The 17,908-nt window shown below is 67.9% G+C and carries 15 protein-coding genes, 1 tRNA gene, 1 other RNA gene and 1 pseudogene; 6 read left to right on the top strand and 12 right to left on the bottom strand.

Annotated features, from left to right (window positions below; all coding sequences use genetic code 11):
- The first annotated feature begins 103 nt into the window (after positions 1–103).
- Complete coding sequence (locus tag VVR85_RS00230; protein ID WP_368518979.1) at positions 104–1,375, top strand: galactokinase family protein; 1,272 nt, start codon at positions 104–106, stop codon at positions 1,373–1,375.
- A gap of 22 nt (positions 1,376–1,397) precedes the next feature.
- Here the strand turns inward: VVR85_RS00230 and VVR85_RS00225 are convergent.
- The 5 genes and pseudogenes from VVR85_RS00225 to VVR85_RS00205 all read right to left on the bottom strand — a co-directional run bounded on the left by VVR85_RS00225 (position 1,398) and on the right by VVR85_RS00205 (position 6,439).
- Positions 1,398–2,813, bottom strand: a pseudogene (locus VVR85_RS00225) (RNB domain-containing ribonuclease).
- Between the two features lie 73 nt (positions 2,814–2,886).
- An RNA gene (gene rnpB, locus VVR85_RS00220) (RNase P RNA component class A) lies at positions 2,887–3,304 on the bottom strand.
- 43 nt (positions 3,305–3,347) lie between these two features.
- Positions 3,348–4,556: a bifunctional RNase H/acid phosphatase gene (locus tag VVR85_RS00215; RefSeq protein WP_368518978.1), complete on the bottom strand. Its 1,209-nt coding sequence runs from the start codon at positions 4,554–4,556 to the stop codon at positions 3,348–3,350.
- Between the two features lie 12 nt (positions 4,557–4,568).
- Positions 4,569–5,288 (bottom strand): zinc ribbon domain-containing protein, encoded by a 720-nt coding sequence (locus VVR85_RS00210; protein ID WP_368518977.1) that lies wholly within the window; start codon positions 5,286–5,288, stop codon positions 4,569–4,571.
- A 5-nt stretch (positions 5,289–5,293) separates the two neighbouring features.
- Positions 5,294–6,439, bottom strand: coding sequence for a Nif3-like dinuclear metal center hexameric protein (locus VVR85_RS00205; RefSeq protein ID WP_368518976.1), 1,146 nt, complete (start codon positions 6,437–6,439; stop codon positions 5,294–5,296).
- A 111-nt stretch (positions 6,440–6,550) separates the two neighbouring features.
- Here VVR85_RS00205 and VVR85_RS00200 point away from each other — a divergent pair, with 111 nt between their 5' ends.
- The gene (locus tag VVR85_RS00200) at positions 6,551–7,045 is read left to right on the top strand and encodes a low molecular weight protein-tyrosine-phosphatase (RefSeq protein WP_368518975.1); all 495 of its coding nucleotides are present in this window, start codon (positions 6,551–6,553) and stop codon (positions 7,043–7,045) included.
- A 53-nt stretch (positions 7,046–7,098) separates the two neighbouring features.
- Positions 7,099–8,076, top strand: coding sequence for an SURF1 family protein (locus VVR85_RS00195; RefSeq protein ID WP_368519405.1), 978 nt, complete (start codon positions 7,099–7,101; stop codon positions 8,074–8,076).
- A gap of 68 nt (positions 8,077–8,144) precedes the next feature.
- On the opposite strand, the gene VVR85_RS00190 is transcribed toward VVR85_RS00195, so the two are convergent.
- Both VVR85_RS00190 and VVR85_RS00185 read right to left on the bottom strand, forming a co-directional pair.
- Positions 8,145–8,217, bottom strand: a tRNA-Val gene (locus tag VVR85_RS00190).
- 81 nt (positions 8,218–8,298) lie between these two features.
- Positions 8,299–8,727, bottom strand: coding sequence for a DUF3052 domain-containing protein (locus VVR85_RS00185; protein WP_409338167.1), 429 nt, complete (start codon positions 8,725–8,727; stop codon positions 8,299–8,301).
- A 291-nt stretch (positions 8,728–9,018) separates the two neighbouring features.
- Here VVR85_RS00185 and aceE point away from each other — a divergent pair, with 291 nt between their 5' ends.
- Positions 9,019–11,766: a pyruvate dehydrogenase (acetyl-transferring), homodimeric type gene (gene aceE, locus VVR85_RS00180; RefSeq protein WP_368518974.1), complete on the top strand. Its 2,748-nt coding sequence runs from the start codon at positions 9,019–9,021 to the stop codon at positions 11,764–11,766.
- A gap of 78 nt (positions 11,767–11,844) precedes the next feature.
- Here aceE and VVR85_RS00175 read toward each other — a convergent pair whose 3' ends face one another.
- Positions 11,845–12,858 (bottom strand): alpha/beta fold hydrolase, encoded by a 1,014-nt coding sequence (locus VVR85_RS00175; RefSeq protein ID WP_368518973.1) that lies wholly within the window; start codon positions 12,856–12,858, stop codon positions 11,845–11,847.
- A gap of 54 nt (positions 12,859–12,912) precedes the next feature.
- Between VVR85_RS00175 and VVR85_RS00170 the strand changes: the two genes are divergently transcribed.
- Both VVR85_RS00170 and VVR85_RS00165 read left to right on the top strand, forming a co-directional pair.
- Positions 12,913–13,215: an acyl carrier protein gene (locus tag VVR85_RS00170; protein ID WP_368518972.1), complete on the top strand. Its 303-nt coding sequence runs from the start codon at positions 12,913–12,915 to the stop codon at positions 13,213–13,215.
- Positions 13,212–13,985: an HAD-IIA family hydrolase gene (locus VVR85_RS00165; RefSeq protein ID WP_368518971.1), complete on the top strand. Its 774-nt coding sequence runs from the start codon at positions 13,212–13,214 to the stop codon at positions 13,983–13,985. Before VVR85_RS00170 ends, VVR85_RS00165 begins: the two co-directional genes overlap by 4 nt.
- On the opposite strand, the gene VVR85_RS00160 is transcribed toward VVR85_RS00165, so the two are convergent.
- From VVR85_RS00160 to VVR85_RS00145, 4 genes are all read right to left on the bottom strand, one after another.
- Positions 13,956–14,399, bottom strand: coding sequence for a hypothetical protein (locus tag VVR85_RS00160; RefSeq protein WP_368518970.1), 444 nt, complete (start codon positions 14,397–14,399; stop codon positions 13,956–13,958). The genes VVR85_RS00165 and VVR85_RS00160 overlap by 30 nt on opposite strands.
- A gap of 501 nt (positions 14,400–14,900) precedes the next feature.
- Positions 14,901–15,716, bottom strand: a complete 816-nt coding sequence (locus tag VVR85_RS00155) for a serine hydrolase domain-containing protein (RefSeq protein WP_368518969.1) — start codon at positions 15,714–15,716, stop codon at positions 14,901–14,903.
- 35 nt (positions 15,717–15,751) lie between these two features.
- Entirely contained in the window at positions 15,752–16,645 is an 894-nt protein-coding gene (locus VVR85_RS00150; protein WP_368518968.1) for a lipase family alpha/beta hydrolase, read from the bottom strand.
- A gap of 151 nt (positions 16,646–16,796) precedes the next feature.
- Positions 16,797–17,888, bottom strand: a complete 1,092-nt coding sequence (locus tag VVR85_RS00145) for an alkene reductase (RefSeq protein WP_368518967.1) — start codon at positions 17,886–17,888, stop codon at positions 16,797–16,799.
- Positions 17,889–17,908: the final 20 nt, after the last annotated feature.

Below are 17,908 nucleotides of genomic sequence, written 5' to 3'. Positions count from 1 at the left end.
GCCGCTAGAATGTTTCTGTTAGGACTTCTCGTGCGCCGGCGCCCAATCCCCATCGATGCGACGGCGAGCGAGTGCGACCGTGAATGAAGGAGTATCCCCCGCAATGCCATTTTGGCCCGCCCCGACCGACCACGTTGTCGATAAAGCCCGCGCCGCCCACCACCAACGCGTGGGCGTAGAAGCCGCCCACGTGGCCAGCGCGCCGGCAACCTGGTTGCTCATCGGTGAGCACGTTGACCACTACGGGGGCATCGTTGCCGCGGGGCTTTCCGATCTGCGCGCCGCGGCGGCCGTCAGCCCGCGCGAGGATTCGACCATCACCGTGACCTACCGCGTCGACGGGCCCGGCGAGCCCCAGGTGCGCGAGGAATCGACGACGCTCGACACCCTGTCCCAACTGGCCGCGGCACAGCAGCCCAGCGTCGACGAGTCCGGGCAGCCGGTCCCGCCGCCGTTCCCGACGGGGGGGCTGGCCGAGCGCTTCGGCGGCGTGGTTAGCACGATGGTCTCCCGGCAGTTGCTCTCCCGCGAGACCACCGGCGTGGACATCACCGTGGTCACGGACATCCCGACCTATTCCGGCCTGGGTGGGCTGGCGGCCGCCGATGTCGCCGTGGCCCTAGCCATGCTGGGCGGCAACGAGGATCCCCACGATGCCCCGCTGCGCGCCCGCCTGGCCGAGGTCTGCTCCCAGGCCGTCGATTCCTTCGCGGCCCTGCCGGCACTGCGCGCCCGCCACACGGCAGCCCTGCGCGGCAACGGCCGGCAGGTCTCCATCATCGACTACGCCGACGGTTCGGTGACCCAGGCCCCGCACCCGCTGGGCGACAAGCTGCACGCCTTCGTCGTCGCGGTCCCGGACTCGAGCCCGGATCCGCAGATCGGGGTGGATCTGCGCATCCGCCAGCGCTTCGTTGACAACGCCTGCCACGCCTTCGGCACGGACAGCCTGCGCCTGCTGCCGGACGCGTCCTCGCGCGTGCTGGACTGGCTGGATGCGGTCCACGAGGTGCACCCGGAACAGGACCACCCCGAGCACGCCGATGCCGCCAGCTGGCTCGGTTTCTACGCCGCCGAGACCGACCGCGCCCTGGGCATCGCGCGCTCGCTGCGGTCTCGCCGCGGCGCCGACTTGCTGCCGCTAATCCACCAGTCGCAGTCGGCCCTGGGCAGTATCTACCACCTGCCGGTGGCCGCCGAAGTCGCCGAGCTGGTCACGGCCCGCGGCGCGGTGGCAGCGCGGGCGGCCGCGGCCGGGGTGGCCAACTCGGTGATCGCCTACGTTTCCGCCGAGCGCGCGCAGAACTTCTCTCAGGATCTGGCCGACGACGGCCTGCTCGTCGTTCCGGTCAACCCCGGCGAACCCGCCGCCTAATCGGCCGTTTTAGTCGGCCGTTTTAGTCGGCCGGCCAGGCGAATTTCACCGCGCGCTCTGCCGGCTCCGCGGTAACCAGGGAAACCGAGGTTTCGCTGCCCACGGCGGGCGCGCCCACGCACTACCCGATGACCGGCGGCTCGTTGACCAAGAGGCGGGCGGTCTCGCGCTCGGCGTTGCTGGAGAGCACCACCGCCGAAAAATTCGTGCCCACCCAGGGTTCCAGGACGGTGGCCTCGGTCAGCTGCAAGCAGGCCTTGTCCACCTGGGAGGCCAGCTGGGAACTGCGGCGCATCGATGCCACGGCCTCCTCCCCGTCCGCTTTCACCCACTCGGGGATCTCGGTGCCGGCGCAGATAGCCAGGCACACCTCCAGCCCGAAGCGATCGATGAGCCGGCGCAGGGGCGCGGTCACGTGCGCGTAATAGCCACCGATGCCCGCGTGGATCTGCCCCTCATCACGCCCCAGCAGGGCGTAGTCCGCCCCGCGCAGCAGCCGGAGACCCTCGCGCATGACCGCCATCCCGCGCGGCGAGCTGGCGTCCACCCCGCGCAGAAACTCGGAGATGCTCTGCTCCCCCAGTTCGAAGCTTAGGGCGCGGGCCTCGGCGCGGAACTCCTCCTCGGCCTCGGGGCTGGCACCTGGCAAGGTGCGCAGGAAGCCCACGCCGTGGCTGTGCATGAGTTGGCCCGCGCACATGCCCGCCATCAGGGAGATCTCGGAGTTGTAGTCCATGACCTCGTGGCGCGGCTCGATCTCCAGCTCGAAGCGCCCCTCCGCGTCTTCCACCACCCGCTGCGAAGGGATGCGCAGGGAAATCGCCTCGCGCCGCAGTGCGGAGGCCTGCCGCAGCTGGCCGACCTCCGGCAGCAGGCGAATGGCGGAGTTCATCCGCCCGTGCACCAAGTCCTCGTGGACGCCGTCGTAGTCCAGCCGCGCCCGAGAGCGAACGAGGGCGCGCTCGACGAAAAAGTCCGTGACCTCCCCGTCAGTATCCAAGTCGAAGCTAAAAAGCACCGCCGGCCGGTCCACGCCTTCCAGCAGCGAGGCGCGATCCTCGGAGAGCACGGCCGGGTGCAGGCGGGCCGGCGCATCCGGCAGGTAGATGGTCTGCCCGCGGGCCATCGACTCGGCGTGCACGGCCGCGGGTGCTTCCTCGCCGGCGGTCCCGCCCAGCCAGGCGCCGACGTCGGCGATGGCGTAGTAGACGCGGTAGCCTCCCGCGGTCCCGCTGGTGATGTAGACGGCCTGGTCCAGGTCCTTGGATCCCGGCGGGTCGATGGTGACGAGCGGCAGGTCGCGGGCGTCCCGGCGGCTGGCGGCGAACTGATCGACCGCCGCGCGGGCCTGGTCGTTGACGTGCTCGTCGAAGTCGCGCGAGACCTGGAATTCCGCGGCGACGTTACCAAAGTCCAGCGGCGCAGCATACAGCTTCATACCGCCTCATTGTTCCACAGGCGCCCCACTCTCGCGCGCTGGTGCGAGCAACGGGAGATTAAAAAGCATGGGGCGAATGAGCCGGCCTATGAGCCGGATTCTGTCCGCGCGGGGCGGTTGCCCGTCCCCGGCGTGGTAAACATCCATCTGGGTCGACCATTGCTGGCCGCCTCAAGCAGCTACCTTCAGGCTCGGGCGAGCAGCCCTCAAACATCTGATCGGGCCTGCCTAAAAAGGCAGGCCGTGATGCCTTGCTCCCGGTGGGGTTTACCCAGCCACCCCAGTCACCTGGGGTGCTGGTGCGCTCTTAACGCACCGTTTCACCCTTACCTGGATTGCTCCAGGCGGTCTACTTTCTGTTGCACTTGCCCGCGGGTTGCCCCGGGTTGCTGTTAGCAACCACCGTGCTCTGTGGAGTCCGGACTTTCCTCGGCGCCTGCCTGCCCCCACGCGTGGGGCGGTTCATTTGCCGCGTTTACCCGGCCGACTCATTCGCGCGCTTCAGTTTAGTCCGCGCGCGGGCGGGCGGGAAAATTAGCTGTGCTCCGCGCCCAGCCCGGCTAGGTGGCCGGCGTCGTTGACGCAGCGCACCAGCGCGCCGTCGTCCCAGAACTCCGCCTCGGACAGCGAGGCAAGGTCCAGGAAGAAACGCTCGAACAGGCTGGGCCCGCCGCCCAGGCCCTGCGCGACCAACGACTTGATCGGGTTGACGTGGCTGACCAGCACGATGGTCTTGCCCGCGTAACGCTTAACGAGTTTCTCCCGCGCCTGGCGCACCCGTCGGTGCAGCTGCTGGAGGGATTCCCCGCCCGGGGTGGCCACCGCGGTGTCTTTCAGCCACTTAGCGTGCAGCTGCGGGTCGCGCTCATGGGCCTCGCTGAAGGTCAGCTTCTCCCAGGCGCCGAAGTCGAGCTCGATGAGCCCGTCGTCGGTGTCCACGTCGAGGCCTAGGACCTCGCCGACGGCCCGCGCGGTTTCCTGGCACCGGCCCAGCGGGGAGGCCACCACGGCCGAGACCTGGCAGTCCTCGCCCGTACCGAAGCGGCTGGCCAGGGCCTGCGCGGCGGCCAGAGCCTGGCGGCGGCCCAGCTCGGTCAGCGGCGGGTTGGAGTGCCCGGAGTATTGCCGCAGCGCCGACATCTTGGTTTGCCCGTGGCGCAGCAGCACCAGGCGGGTGGTTTCCCCGCGCTCGCCCAGCCAGTCCCTGGGCGCCGGCCCGCCGTGCTCGGTCGTGCCCGCGGCGTCGTCATCCGTACTCGCATCGCCCTCGATGCCGCCCTTGATGCCGTCCTCGGCGCCGTCCCCGCTGCCGCCGACGATGCCGACCGCATGCCCCGCGGCCGCCGCGTCCATGGCGTCGTTGGACAGGGCGTCGGCGACCTTGTTCTTGGCGCGCGGGACCCAGGCCAGCTGGAAGTCCTCCAGGCCGGCCACCAGCTTGTGGGCCTGCATGGCCAGCTTCTGCATGTCGGGGTGCTTGATTTTCCAGCGCCCGTTCATTTGCTCGACGACGAGCTTGGAGTCCATGTAGAACTCGATCTCGCTGGCGCCCAGCTCCTGGGCGGCCTCGAGCCCGCGCAGCAGGCCGTTGTACTCGGCGACGTTATTCGTGGACTGCGTGCCAACCACGTAGGCGATGGTGCGCAGCACCTCGCGCCCGTCGGCGGCGTAGACCACCGTGCCGGAGCCGGCCACCCCGGGGTTGCCGCGGGATCCGCCGTCGGCGTAGATGATTACCTTCATGCGCGCTTCCGCCTAGGACTGCCGGATGAGGTAGGTGCCGCACTCGGGGCACTGCGGGACCTCGTCGGCCGGCGCGTTGCGCACCGCGGACTGGTCCGCCGGCGGGAGCACGATGAAGCAGCCGCCGCAGGACTTCTGCGCCTTGAACTCGGCGGCGCCGACGTTGTTTTCGGCGCGCTGGTCGTCGAAGATCCGCAGCGCCTCGCCCGGCAGCTGACCGCGCAGCTGCTCGATTTCGACGCGCGGGTCCGGCTGGTTGGCGGTCGCGGCCTGGGCGGCCTCGGCGGCGCGGCGGGCGACCTCGAGCTTGCGGGCGGCCTCGTCGCGCTGCGCTCCCTGCGAGTCGCGGTTGTTGCGCAGGGCGTGGATCTCGTTGTGGGCTTCCTGCAGCTCGCTCATCAAGTCGGCGATGCGCGACTTCGCCGCGTAGCGGTCATGCTCCAGGTCGCGGCGCTTGTCCGGCTCCAGCTCGGCGGACAGCTGCTTGCGGTCGTCGCGCTCGCGGGCGCGCAGCTTGCGCTCGTCGGCCTGGATGCGCAGGATCTCATTTTCCATATCGTCCACGGCCATCTGGGCGGACCCGGCGGAATCCACCAGGCGGGCGTACTCGCGCTCGGCGGTGGCCAGCTCCTCCTGCTCCGGGCTCTGGCGCTCCTCGGCGCCAAAATCGACGGCGCGCTGCAGGTTGGCCAGCTTCAGCAGCACGGCCTGGCTTTCTGGTTGCAGCTTCATGTCCTTTATTCTCCTTCCGAATGTAGCGACACGGTCCACGGGTCGGTGCGAATTTTTAGGACTTCGCAGTCTAGCCCGGTCTTCTCGGCGACCAAGTCGCGGGCCTGGTAAGTCCAAGGGAACTCGCTGGCCCAGTGCGCGGTGTCGATGACCGCGGGGCCGCCGGCGCGCAGGTGCTCGTCGACGGGGTGGTGCCGCAGATCCGAGGTCACGTAAACGTCGACGCCTAGTTTAGCCGCCTGGTCCAGGAAGCTATCGCCGGCACCGGAGCTCACGGCCACGGTCTGGACGAGCTGGTCCGGATCCCCGGCCGCGCGCACGCCCCAGACGGTCTCCGGCAGGGCGTTGGCCACCTGCTGGGTAAACTCCCGCAGCGTCATCGGCTCCGGCAGGCGGCCGACCCGCCCCAGGCCGCAGGCCTGTTCCAGGTCCGCCGGTTTGGCGGACTCGACGACGTCGAAGGCCGGGACCTCGTAGGGGTGGGCATCGATAAGCGCGGCCTGGATGGCGCGGCGCCGGGACGAAGGCGCGACGAACTCGACGCGGGTTTCGGCCCCGCGGTGGAGGGTGCCGACCTCGCCTTCGGTGGGGTTGGCCCCCGGCAGGGGCTCGAACTGGCCGGTGCCGGCGATGTCGAAGGAGCAGGCGCGGTAGTTGCCAATCTGGCCCGCCCCGGCGGCAAAGAGGGCCTCCTTGACGCGGTCGGCATCGCCGGCCGGCACGTGCACGCCCCACTTGTCCATGACGTCTGGGTCCTTGACCACGATGGGCCGGCCGGGTTCAATGCCGACCAGTTCGGCCAGCTTGTCGTTGACGCCGGGGCGGGCGGAGTCGGCGTTGGTGTGGGCGGCATACAGGGCCACGCCCCCGCTGAGCAGGGTGTGGACGACCTTGCCCTTCGGCGTGTTCGCGGCCACCGAGGTCACCCCGCGCAGCAGCAGCGGGTGGTGGACGACGAGCAGCTGCGCGCCGGCATCGACAGCCGCCTGGGCAACCTCGAGCGTGCAATCCAGCGCGAAGGCCACCTTGCTCACCGGCGCGTCCGGGTCGCCGCAGACTAGCCCGACGGCATCCCATTTTTCCGCCAGCGCCGGCGGGTAGGCCGAATCCAGGTGGTGGCAGACTTCTCCCACGGTGGCCGTAGTGGTCATACTTTTTATGCTCCTTTAGCGTTGGCAGGTCCTAACGGTATATCCTAACTGCGTTCTACGGTTGTGTAAGCAGCCCCCGCAAATCGAGCTAAAGGTGAGAATTCCCCGCTGATGGTTGTTTCTGAGACTGATCCCCGCCTCCACATCGTCTTCGTCTGCACGGGCAATATCTGCCGCTCCCCCATGGCCGAGGTCATCATCCACGACTCCGTGGAGTCCGCCGGGCTTGACGATGCCGCCCGCATCACCTCCTGCGGCCTCGGCGGCTGGCACGTCGGCCAGGGCGCCGACAAGCGCGCCATCGCCGAGCTGCGCCGCGGCGGCTACGACGGCAGCTCCCACCGCGCCAGCCAGCTCTCCGCCGAGGACCTGGACGCCGATCTCATCGTCGCCCTGGATACCGGGCACCGGGAGACCCTGCGCCAGCAGGCGCCGGACCCGGACAAGGTCGTGCTGCTGCGCGATTTCGACCCGGAGTCCGCCCCGGATTCCTCGGTGGCCGATCCCTTCTACGGCGACGAGGAGGATTTCGCCCGCACCCGCCAGGCCATCGAGGCCGCCGCCGACGGGCTCATGGCTTGGATTCGCGACCATGCCCGTGACTAGACTGGGTATCTGTGGGTACTCGGACTAAGCAGACTGCACCGGACAGCGAGCCGGTGCGCGCGCGGCAGCAGACGTCGTGGTGGAAGACTTTCCTCAAGCCCAGCTGGGTTTTCCTGCTGCTGTTCGTGATCGTGTTTTCCTACCTGGCCTTCACGGTGCTAGCACCCTGGCAGCTGGGCAAGGACGACGACATCGTCGAGCGCAACGAGCACATCACCGCCGCCTACGAGAAGGACCCCGTCCCCGCCGACGAGATCCTGGACGAAAACGGCGCCATCGCCGGCGGCGAGGAATGGTCGCGCGTTATCCTGCGCGGGCGCTACATACCCGACGACGAGGTGCTGGTGCGCCTGCGGCCGGTAGCCTCCGGGCCTTCCTACCAGTCCCTGGTCCCCTTCCGCACCGACGGCGGCCAGACCATCTTGGTCAACCGCGGCTGGGTCCCGGCCGGTGAGGCCAACGCCGTGCCCGAGATCGCCCCCGCCCCTAGCGGCCCGCAGGAGGTCGTGGGCATGGTCCGCCAGCACGAGGCCGAGCATTCCTCCGCCCCCGTCGAGCGCGACGGCTACCCCCAGGTCTATTCCATCAACCCGCCCCAGGTCGGCGAGCTTATCGATGCCGACCTCGGCGCCGACTACGTCCAACTGACCGAAGATCAGCCGGGCGTGCTCAACCCCATCCCGATCCCGCAGATGGACCGCGGCAACCACCTGTCCTACGGCTTCCAGTGGATTGCCTTCGGCATCATGGCCCCGCTGGGCCTGGGCTATTTCGTCTGGGCCGAAATCCGCGAGCGGCGCCGCGTCCGCGACGAGGAGGCCGAGATGGCCCAGCTCGACGCCGCCGAGGAACACGCTGCCCCCGCCGCCGGCTCGGCCACTGGGTCGGCCGCAGCTGCCGAGCCGGAGACCGCGGATTCGAAGGCCGAGGCCGCTGCCGAAGCCCACGAGCGCCGCATGCGCGCCCGCTACGGCGACTCCAAGCCGGACTTCTACTCGAAGTTCGCGAAGCGGAACAAGGAACGCTTCTAGCGCGGTTCCGGCACCGCCCCACAGACGCGAACAACGCCCTCCCGGGTTCGGGAGGGCGTTGTTTTCTGTGCGGCCTACAGGGCTCGAACCTGTGACCTATTGGGTGTAAACCAATTGCTCTTCCAGCTGAGCTAAAGCCGCAATGCGCGAAAAGCGCTTTACAAAGACTAGCCCGCCGCCGCGAGCTAGCGCAAATTGACCCCGCCAGCTGGCGGGGCGGCCTTATTTCTTGGTGTAGCCGCGGCCGACCAGGCAGCTGCCCTGCCAGTCACCCAGGCGCTCGGCCTTGGTCTGGACCAAGCCGGCCTGCTGGGCGGACTCGGAGATTTCGCCTGGGGCGACGGTGCCCGGCTTGCCGGCGCCCGGGGTCAGCAGCCAGATGACCCCACCCTCGCCCAGCGGGCGCAGCGAGTCCACCAGGCCGTCGACCAGGTCCCCGTCGCCGTCGCGCCACCACAGCACGACGGCGTCACACAGTTCGTCATTTTCTTCTTCGAGGAAGTCTTCCCCGATGACGTCTTCGACGGATTCCGAGATTGCCGGATCGCAATCCTCGTCCCATCCGAGCTCTAGGGCAACCATGCCTTTGTCGATGCCCAGCATCTTCGCGTAGTCAGCATGGTCGTTGGTTACGCCCGCAGCGTCCGCCACTGAAATTGTCCTCCTGTGTGTGTAGGGTCCTGGCGCTTCACCAGGCTGTGTCAGGTAGCACTCTACCGCTTAATACTGCAGTTTTCTCACTGTCGCCCTAATTGTGCCCTAGTTGCGGCTTCCCACTCTTCCCAGCGCGGAACTTAACAGGCTTCACAGTTTCGCCATTCCCACTGCACAGCGCGGCAAATATTTGGTGCGGCGGGATTTGCAACGGCCCGGCCCGCGCGCGCGGAGATAAAGCGCGTATTCTGGACGGCAAAGTGCTTAACTTACTTCAGGAGGCTTTTAATGGCTGAAAAGGACGCCCTGCAGGGGGACTCCAACTTCCCGCTGATTCGCGACGGCGTCGCGTCTTACCTGCACGATAAGGACCCGGAAGAAACCCGCGAGTGGATGCAGTCCCTCGACGGCCTGCTGGACTCTTCCGATCCGGAACGCGCCCGCTACCTCATGCTCCGCCTGTTGGAGCGCGCCACCGCTAAGCGCGTGCAGCTGCCCGCGCTGACCTCGACGGACTTCGTCAACACCATCCCGACCTCGCTGGAGCCGGAGTTCCCGGGCGACGAGGAGCTGGAGAAGCGCTACCGCCGCTGGATCCGCTGGAACGCCGCCATCATGGTGCACCGCGCGCAGCGCCCGGGCATCGGCGTGGGCGGCCACATCTCCACCTACGCTGGCGCGGCCCCGCTCTACGAGGTCGGCCTGAACCACTTCTTCAAGGGCAAGGATGATCCGTCCGGCGGCGACCAGATCTTCTTCCAAGGCCACGCATCGCCGGGCATGTACGCCCGCGCCTACCTGGAAGGCCGCCTGTCCGAGGAGGACCTGGACGGCTTCCGCCAGGAGGTCTCCCGCGGCAAGGGCGAGGGCCTGCCTTCCTACCCGCACCCGCGCCTGATGCCCTGGTTCTGGGAGTTCCCGACCGTGTCCATGGGTCTGGGCCCGGCCAACGCCATCTACCAGGCTCGCTTCAACAAGTACCTGGAGCAGCGCGGCATCAAGGACACCTCCAAGCAGCACGTCTGGGCCTTCCTGGGCGACGGCGAGATGGACGAGCCCGAGTCCCGCGGCCTGCTGCAGATGGCCTCGCTCTACGAGCTGGACAACCTGACCTTCGTGGTCAACTGCAACCTGCAGCGCCTGGACGGCCCGGTCCGCGGCAACACCCAGATCATCCAGGAGCTGGAGTCCTTCTTCCGCGGCGCCGGCTGGTCCGTCATCAAGGTCATCTGGGGCCGCGGCTGGGACAAGCTGCTCGAGGCCGACAAGGATGGCGCCCTGGTCAACGTCATGAACACCACCTCCGACGGCGACTACCAGACCTTCAAGGCTAACGATGGCGCCTACGTCCGCGAGCACTTCTTCGGCCGCGACGAGCGCACACTGAAGCTGGTCGAGGATCTCTCCGACGACGAGATCTGGTCCCTGCGCCGCGGCGGCCACGACTACCGCAAGATCTACGCCGCCTACGCGCAGGCGCTGGACAACCACGGCACCGGCAAGCCGACCGTCATCCTGGCCCACACCATTAAGGGCTACGGCCTGGGCCACAACTTCGAAGGCCGCAACGCCACCCACCAGATGAAGAAGCTGACGCTGGAGGATCTGAAGCTCTTCCGCGACAAGCAGGACATCCCGATCTCCGACGAGGAGCTGGAAAAGGATCCGTACCTGCCGCCGTACTTCCACCCGGGCAACGACGCCCCGGAGGTCAAATACATGCTGGAGCGCCGCAAGGAGCTCGGTGGCTTCCTGCCGGAGCGCCGCGTGGACTACACCCCGCTGAAGGTGCCGGAGCTGTCCAAGCTGCGGTCCGTGATGAAGGGCTCCGGCAAGCAGGAGGTGGCCACCACCATGGCGCTGGTGCGTACCTTCAAGGAGCTCATGCGCGACAAGGAGCTGGGCAAGCGCGTCGTGCCGATCATCCCGGACGAGGCCCGCACCTTCGGCATGGACTCCTGGTTCCCGACGCTGAAGATCTGGAACCCGCGCGGCCAGAACTACGTGCCGGTGGACCACGACCTGATGCTGTCCTACCGCGAGGCCACCGACGGCCAGATCCTGCACGAGGGCATCTCCGAGGCCGGCGCGTCCGCCAGCTTCACCGCGGCGGCGACCTCGTACGCCACCCAGGGTGAGCCGATGATCCCGCTGTACATCTTCTACTCGATGTTCGGCTTCCAGCGCACTGGCGACGCCTTCTGGGCCGTCGCCGACCAGATGGGCCGAGGCTTCCTCATCGGTGCGACCGCCGGCCGCACCACCCTGACTGGTGAGGGCCTGCAGCACATGGACGGCCACTCCCCGATCCTGGCCTCGACCAACCCGGCCATCATCTCCTACGATCCGGCGTTCAGCTTCGAGGTGGCCCACCTGGTCCACCGCGGCATCGAGCGCATGTACGGCGAGGGCGAGGGCGAAAACGTCATCTACTACCTCACCGTCTACAACGAGCCGGTCCACCAGCCGGCCGCTCCGGAGGACCTGGACGTCGAGGGCCTGCACGGCGGTATCTACCACTACAACACCGCCGAGGACGGCTCCCTGCCGGCCAACATCCTGGCTTCCGGCGTGGGCGTGCACGAGGCGCTGCGCGCCCAGGAGATCCTGGCCCGCGACTACGACGTCAAGGCCAAGCTGTTCTCCGTGACCTCCTGGTCCGAGCTGGCTCGCGATGGCGCCCGCCGCAACCAGGAGGCCCTGCGCACCGGCAGCGAGCCGACCGAGGCTTTCGCCACCAAGCAGCTCAAGGACCACGAGGGCCCGTTCGTCGGCGTGTCCGACTTCGCCACGGACCTGCAGGAGCAGATTCGCCCCTACGTGCCGGGCACCTACATCGTGCTGGGCGCGGACGGCTTCGGTTTCTCCGATACCCGCGAGGCCGCACGCCGCTACTTCAACACCGACGCCGAGTCCATCGTCGTCGCTGTCCTGGAGGGCCTGGCCCGCGACGGCAAGGTTGACCGCGACGTGGTGAAGAAGGCCGCCAGCGACCTCAAGCTGGACGACCCGACTAGCACCACCCCGAGCGAGTAAACCGCCAACAAAGCCCCACTTCCTAGCGCCTCAACGCGCTGCAGGAGGTGGGGCTTCGTGCTGCCTAAAGGTAAAAGGCTAGCAGTCGCTATGGGCGTCGAGGAGGCGGCCTAAGCACTCGGCGACCTTCTCCGGCTCTTCCAGGATGACCATGTGCCCGGACTCGTCCACGACCTCGAGGTCGGCCTGCGGCCAGTGGTTCAGGATGACCTCGGACTGGCTGCGCGGGGTCACGATGTCCAGCTCGCCGACGACGACGGTGCCCGGCAGGCCGGACAGCCGCTGCTGCGCGGCGAATTCGCGGTGCTCCAGCAGGTCGTCGAAGAAGCCGACGAAGGAATCCAGCGGGGTATCCAACAGCATCGCGGCGTGGAATTGGATGCGCTCCATCCGCGGGAATCCCGCCGCCAGCAGCGCCAGCACGGGCGCGGCGAACTGGGCGACCTCGTAGCGCATGATGTTCATCTTCTCCGGCAGGCGGTTGCAGGCCTTGTACAGCCCGTGCATCAGCGCCGAGTTCAGCACCAGGGCCACCCCGCGCGCGGAGAAGCGGCGCATGGAGGTCGAGACCAGCAATGCGCTATCGATGCGCCCGTAGGTCTTCTCGTCGCAGCGCCGGATCAGGTTGAGCGCGACCATCCCGCCCAGGGAGTGCCCGACGATGACCAGCCGGCCCTGCGGGGCGCGCTCGCGCACGACGGCGAGCACGTCGTCGGCCGCCGAGCTAATCGAGCAGTCCTCGCTGGGCACCGTGGCGGACTGGCCGTGCCCGCGCAGGTCGACCAGGAGGCTTTTGACCCGCGGGTAGTGCTCGCGCAGGTAGTCGACCTGCTCGTAGAAGCTCTCGGCGGCCAGGGTGTAGCCGTGGATGAAGACGACGGTGACGTCGGCATCGTCAGCGCCTGCCTCATACCAGGCGATATCGATGCCGTTGCCCGTGCTGGTCCCCTCCGCTAGCAGGTGGGTAAGCCCCGGCGCCGTGCGGTGATCGTGCAGTTGCTCGTAGGCTTTGCGCAGCTGCCGGCGGCCGGACGGCAGGAACCGCTTGCCCCAACTGCGAGCGATGATCTCGGCCTGGTATCTCCTTCTCATGTCGACTAAATATCCTATCCGAACCGCCGCGTTTAACCTACTAGACTAGGTCCCATGGCCAACGATCTCACCGCGCAACTTCAGGCGCACTTTTCCTCCGGCCCGGCCGAGGAGTCTTCTTCCCCGGCGGGCGACACCTACGGCGAGCTGTGCCAGCTCATCGAATCGGTCACGGGGGTGGATGCCGACGACATCGAGCGCGATAAGCCGCTGACGGACGTCGACCTGCGCTCGCTGACGATGATCGAGCTGACCGTCAAGGCCGAAGAAAAATTCAAGGTCCGACTCGACGAAGAGACCGTGCTGGGCTTTTCGACCGTCGGCGATTTCGTGAACTATGTGGAGCAACACCGATGATTTCTTACCTGTCTGACATGGACGGCGTGCTCATCCGCGAAGGCGAGATGGTCCCTGGCGCCGACCGCTTTCTGCAGGCCCTCTACGACAACGGCATCGAGTTCATGGTGCTGACGAACAACTCCATGTCCACGCCGCGGGACCTGTCCGCGCGGCTGGCGAATACGGGCCTGCGCATCCCGCCGGAGCGCATCTGGACCTCGGCGACCGCGACCGCGACCTTCCTGTCCACGCAGGTCAAGGACGGCACCGCTTATGTCATCGGCGAGTCCGGGCTGACCACCGCCCTGCACGAGGCCGGCTGGATCCTCACCGACGCGGACCCCGAGTTCGTCGTGCTGGGCGAGACCCGCACCTATTCTTTCGAGGCGATCACCACCGCCATCAACCTGATCCGGGGCGGCTCCCGGTTCATCGCCACCAACCCGGACGTGACCGGGCCCGCCCCGCAGGGCGTGCTGCCGGCCACGGGTTCGGTCGCCGCGCTGATCACGACGGCCACGGGCCGCGAGCCCTACTACGTCGGCAAGCCAAACCCGGTGATGATGCGCTCGGCGCTCAACCACATCGGCGCCCACTCGGAAGACACCGTCATGGTAGGCGATCGCATGGATACCGACGTCAAGGCCGGCATCGAGGCGGGCCTGCGCACCGTGTTGGTGCGTTCCGGCATTACTGACGATGCCGAAATCACCCGCTATCCCTTCCGCCCCACCGCGGTCAAGGACTCGGTCGCCGACCTAGCCGGAAACGTCCTCGAACCCTTCTAGCTGCGCGCTAAAGCCGTGAGCGCGCGCCAGCTGGCTCATCTCCGCGGCGAAGGCCACCAGCTCCGCGCGGGTGCCAGTCAGCACCTGCCGGCAGCCGACCCCGCAGGGCGTGCCAGTGGCTCGGCCGGCGGCCAGCGCGACGATATTGTCGCCGGGGTAGTCCTTGTGCCAGCGGGTGCACCACTGGGCGGTCAAGGGGTCGTCGCCGGGCACGACGAATTCGGACTCGGACTCGATGACGCGCGCCATCAGGTCCTCGACCACGGGCCGCAGGCGCACGGGCATGCCCGAAATCCGCAGGACCGTAGTCAACGTCGCGGCCGTTCGCGGCGCGACCCCGATGGGGCCGGCCGGCCAAGTAGTGGCATCCGCCGAAGATGCGGCGATGCCGGTGGGTGTTACGCATGTACTCAAAGCCGAATCTCCTCCGCGGAGTAGCCCCGCCACCGACGCCCTCCCCGGCACGGATAGGCCGTGCCGCGCCCGCACCGCTGCGCTATGCCGGGTGCAAAAAGCTGCGCGCTGGCAGGTGGAAATCCCTCGCGGAATCCCTGCGGAATCTCCTACCGGAAATCCCCGCGGAACCACCTAGCGGAATTTCTCAGCGGAACCTCCTGCCAGAAACGCGCAACCGGGGCGTCGTTTAGTGGCGCAAGACGAGCATCGTCTTCCCCAACGAACTCGAATGCGTTACCTGACTTAGTCTCCCCTCACACCCGTCACATCAGCAACTCTAAACCACTACTTCAATCCCCCGTTTACTCAACCTCAAGTACAACTTGAACCCCACAGGTTGCGGGGGCTCCGGCACGGGGTCCCCGCCGCGGGGCTCGAGCTTCTGGGCTCGCTTTCCGGCGCGGGGTTCAGGCTCCGGCCTCAGGGCACAGCTTCGCGGCCCCACGGTCCGCCCGGCGTCTAGTTCCGCTGTCCGGTCAGCTCGGCGTAGATCGCCGCGTTGGTCTCGGCCCACAGCGGCTTGGCCCAGTCGCCGAAGTCGCGGTCGGTCAGCGCCACCATAGCGTGTTCTCCCGCCACCCAGAGGTAGGTGCCCGACATCCCGAAGTGCCCGGCGGTCTCCTTCGGCATGTTCGCGCCGGTCCAGTGCGGGTCCTTGGTCCCCCGCAGCTCGAAGCCCAGACCCCACGGGCAGGGCTTGTGCATCCCGTAGCCGGGCACGATGCCGCGCAGCTCCGGAAACTGGACCGTCCGCATCTCCTCCACGGACGACGGGTCCAACAGCTGTGGGGTGAGCACCTCGCGCGCGAAGGCGGCCAGGTCATCGACGGTAGAAACCAGCCCGTGCCCGGCCGAGCCCTCCAGCGCGGTATCGTGCATGCCCAGCGGCTCGAGCACTCCCTCGCGCAGGTAGTCGGCGAAATCCATCTCCGCCGCCGCGCCTACGGTCTCGGCCGCCCACTCGTAGCCGGCTGAGGAATAGATGCGCCGCTCGCCCACCGGCTTCTGCGGCTCGCGGGAGTCAAAGCCCACCCCGGAGGCGTGCGCGAGCAGGTGGCGCAGCGTCGAGCCTTCCGGCCCGGCGGCCTGGTCGAGCTCGACTGCGCCCTCCTCGACGGCGAGCATCACCCCGTAGGCGACGACGAGCTTGGTCACCGACGCCACCGGATACCGCCGGGAAGTATCCCCTACCACATCAACGACCTCGCCGCCGCGCAGCACCTGCGCCGCAACGTTGTCGACGGGCCACTGGTCAAGATGTTCACGCAGACTCATGCCTTCCCAGCGTACCGTCGCCCGGCTGCGGAAGCTTATGCGCTGCAGGCAGCGGCATCGGGCTGCTCGCCGTCGGCGCGCTGCAGGCCCCACAGGATGAGCGCCCGGGCGGATTCGTCGCGCGGCAGCTGCGCGTGCTCCGGCGTCGTACCACAGGTTTCGCCCAGGTCGACGTTGACGACGTCCGCGCCCGCAACGGCCTCCAGCTGCGACGAGCTGTTCGGAGTCACCGTCTTGTCCGCCGGCGAGTAAATCGAGGTGTATTTCACGCCCGCGGTGGAATCCGGCAGGGCGTTGAGCTTTTCGATAAACGGCGAGCCAATCACCTGCTGAATCGCGGCCGTGGAGGCCAGAAAGCGCGCCAGGTTCGGCACCGCGGTGATAATCGGCCCGAGGAAGTCCAGCGCCCCGCCCAGCGTGGTGCCGTGGTAATTGCCGCCGATGGCCACCACCCGCGCCACCGATGCCTCGTCGCCGTAGATCTGCTCATAAGTCTTGGTGTGCATCCCGCCCTGGCTGTGCCCGACGAGGTTGACCTTCTCGGCGCCGGTGGCCTGGCGTACGTAGCGGATCTGCTCGGCGACCTCCCGGCCGGAGGCGTCTAGGTCCCCGATAGCCTTCAGGGACGGGATGGCGTTTTGCAGGGTGACGTCGTCGGCGCCGTAGTCGAAGGCCCACACGCACATGCCGGCGTCCTGCAGCTGCGGGATGAGGCTCTCCCAGTTGCTGGCGTTGTCCGAGGTGCCGTGGAGCAGCACGACGGGCTCGTCCACCTCGCCGGTCGGCTGGCAGGTCGGGTCGTTGATGCCGAAGCTATCGTCCACCGAGGTCTCATACGGCGCTGCCGATGCCCCAGCCGCCTGCCCGGCCCCCGCCGCCAGGGTGGCGGCCATGACGGCAGCCACCACTGCCCCACGCTGTGTGCGCATAATGCGTCCTTTCCCAGAAAATAAGCTGAATAAAAATGCAACTTATCCTATCTCCTGGGAAGCCCGCCGGCAGGCTGGGACAGCGGATCGTGACCGATGTCATGCGCCTGCCATGCGTCAGAGTCAGCCGCGGCGGATCACGCCGCACGCGCTAGTCTGCGAAGGGGTAATCCGTGTACCCGTGGGCGCCGTCGGCGTAGAAGGTGGCCTGCTCCGGGGTGTTGAGCGCCAATCCTTCCTTCCAGCGGCGCACGATGTCCGGGTTGCCGATGATTTCGCGCCCCACCGAGACGGCATCGACGTAGTCGAGCCGCTGCATGGCCTCGGCGTCGGGCAGCTCGGTCAGCTGGGCGAACCCGTTGTTCATCAGCACGCGCGTGCGCCCGTTGCGGCGGGTGCGCCCAGCCAAGTCGGCGACCAGCTCGTCGGCCGGGTCGCCGTGCAGGATGGACACGTAGGCCACCTCGAGCTCGGCCAGCTCGTCGACGAAGCGGCCGTAGACCTCCGCCACGTCCGCGCGATCGTCTTCAATAACGCCCTGCACGTTGTGCTCCGGGGAAATGCGCACGCCGACGCGGTCTGCGCCGATCTCCTCGACGACTGCCCGGGCGACGGCCAGCGGGAAGCGCAACCGGCCCTCCACGCTGCCGCCGAAATCATCCGTGCGCTGGTTGGACGACGGCGCCAGGAACTCGTGCAGCAGGTAGCCGTTGGCGTTGTGGATCTCGATTCCGTCGACGCCGGCATCGACAGCCCGGCGCGCCGCCGCCCGGAAATCGCCCACGATGCGCTCCAGCTCCGCGGCCTCCAGCTCCCGCGGGGTCAGCGCGTCCTGCTTGCCGTCGAAGGTGTGGATCTGGGTGCCGGAGCAAATCGCGGACGGGGCCACCGGATCCGCCCCCTCGGTCAGGTTCGGGTGGCAGACGCGGCCGCCGTGCATGACCTGCATAAACATCACGCCGTCGGCGGCGTGGACGGCCTCGGCGACGTGCTGCCAGCCGGCCTGCTGGGCATCGTTAGTGATGCCGGCCTGGCCGGGGAAGGCGCGCGAGTCCAGCGACGGGAAGACCCCCTCGGTCACGATGAGCCCCAGCGATGCCCGCTGCGCGTGGTACTGCGTGTGCAGCTCGGTCGGCACGCCGCTGCGCCCAGCGCGCTGGCGGGTCATGGCGGCCATCGTGATGCGGTTGGACAGGGTGTGGCGCCCGAGTTCCAGGGGCGCGAAAAGATTCGAAGACTCCATGTGGGAGCAAACTTCGCAAC

It is taken from the genome of Corynebacterium sp. LK2590 (assembly GCF_040946105.1).
GTDB lineage: Bacteria > Actinomycetota > Actinomycetes > Mycobacteriales > Mycobacteriaceae > Corynebacterium.
Note: the sequence above shows the minus strand (reverse complement) of the source record. Positions and strands in the feature narration are given on the sequence as shown.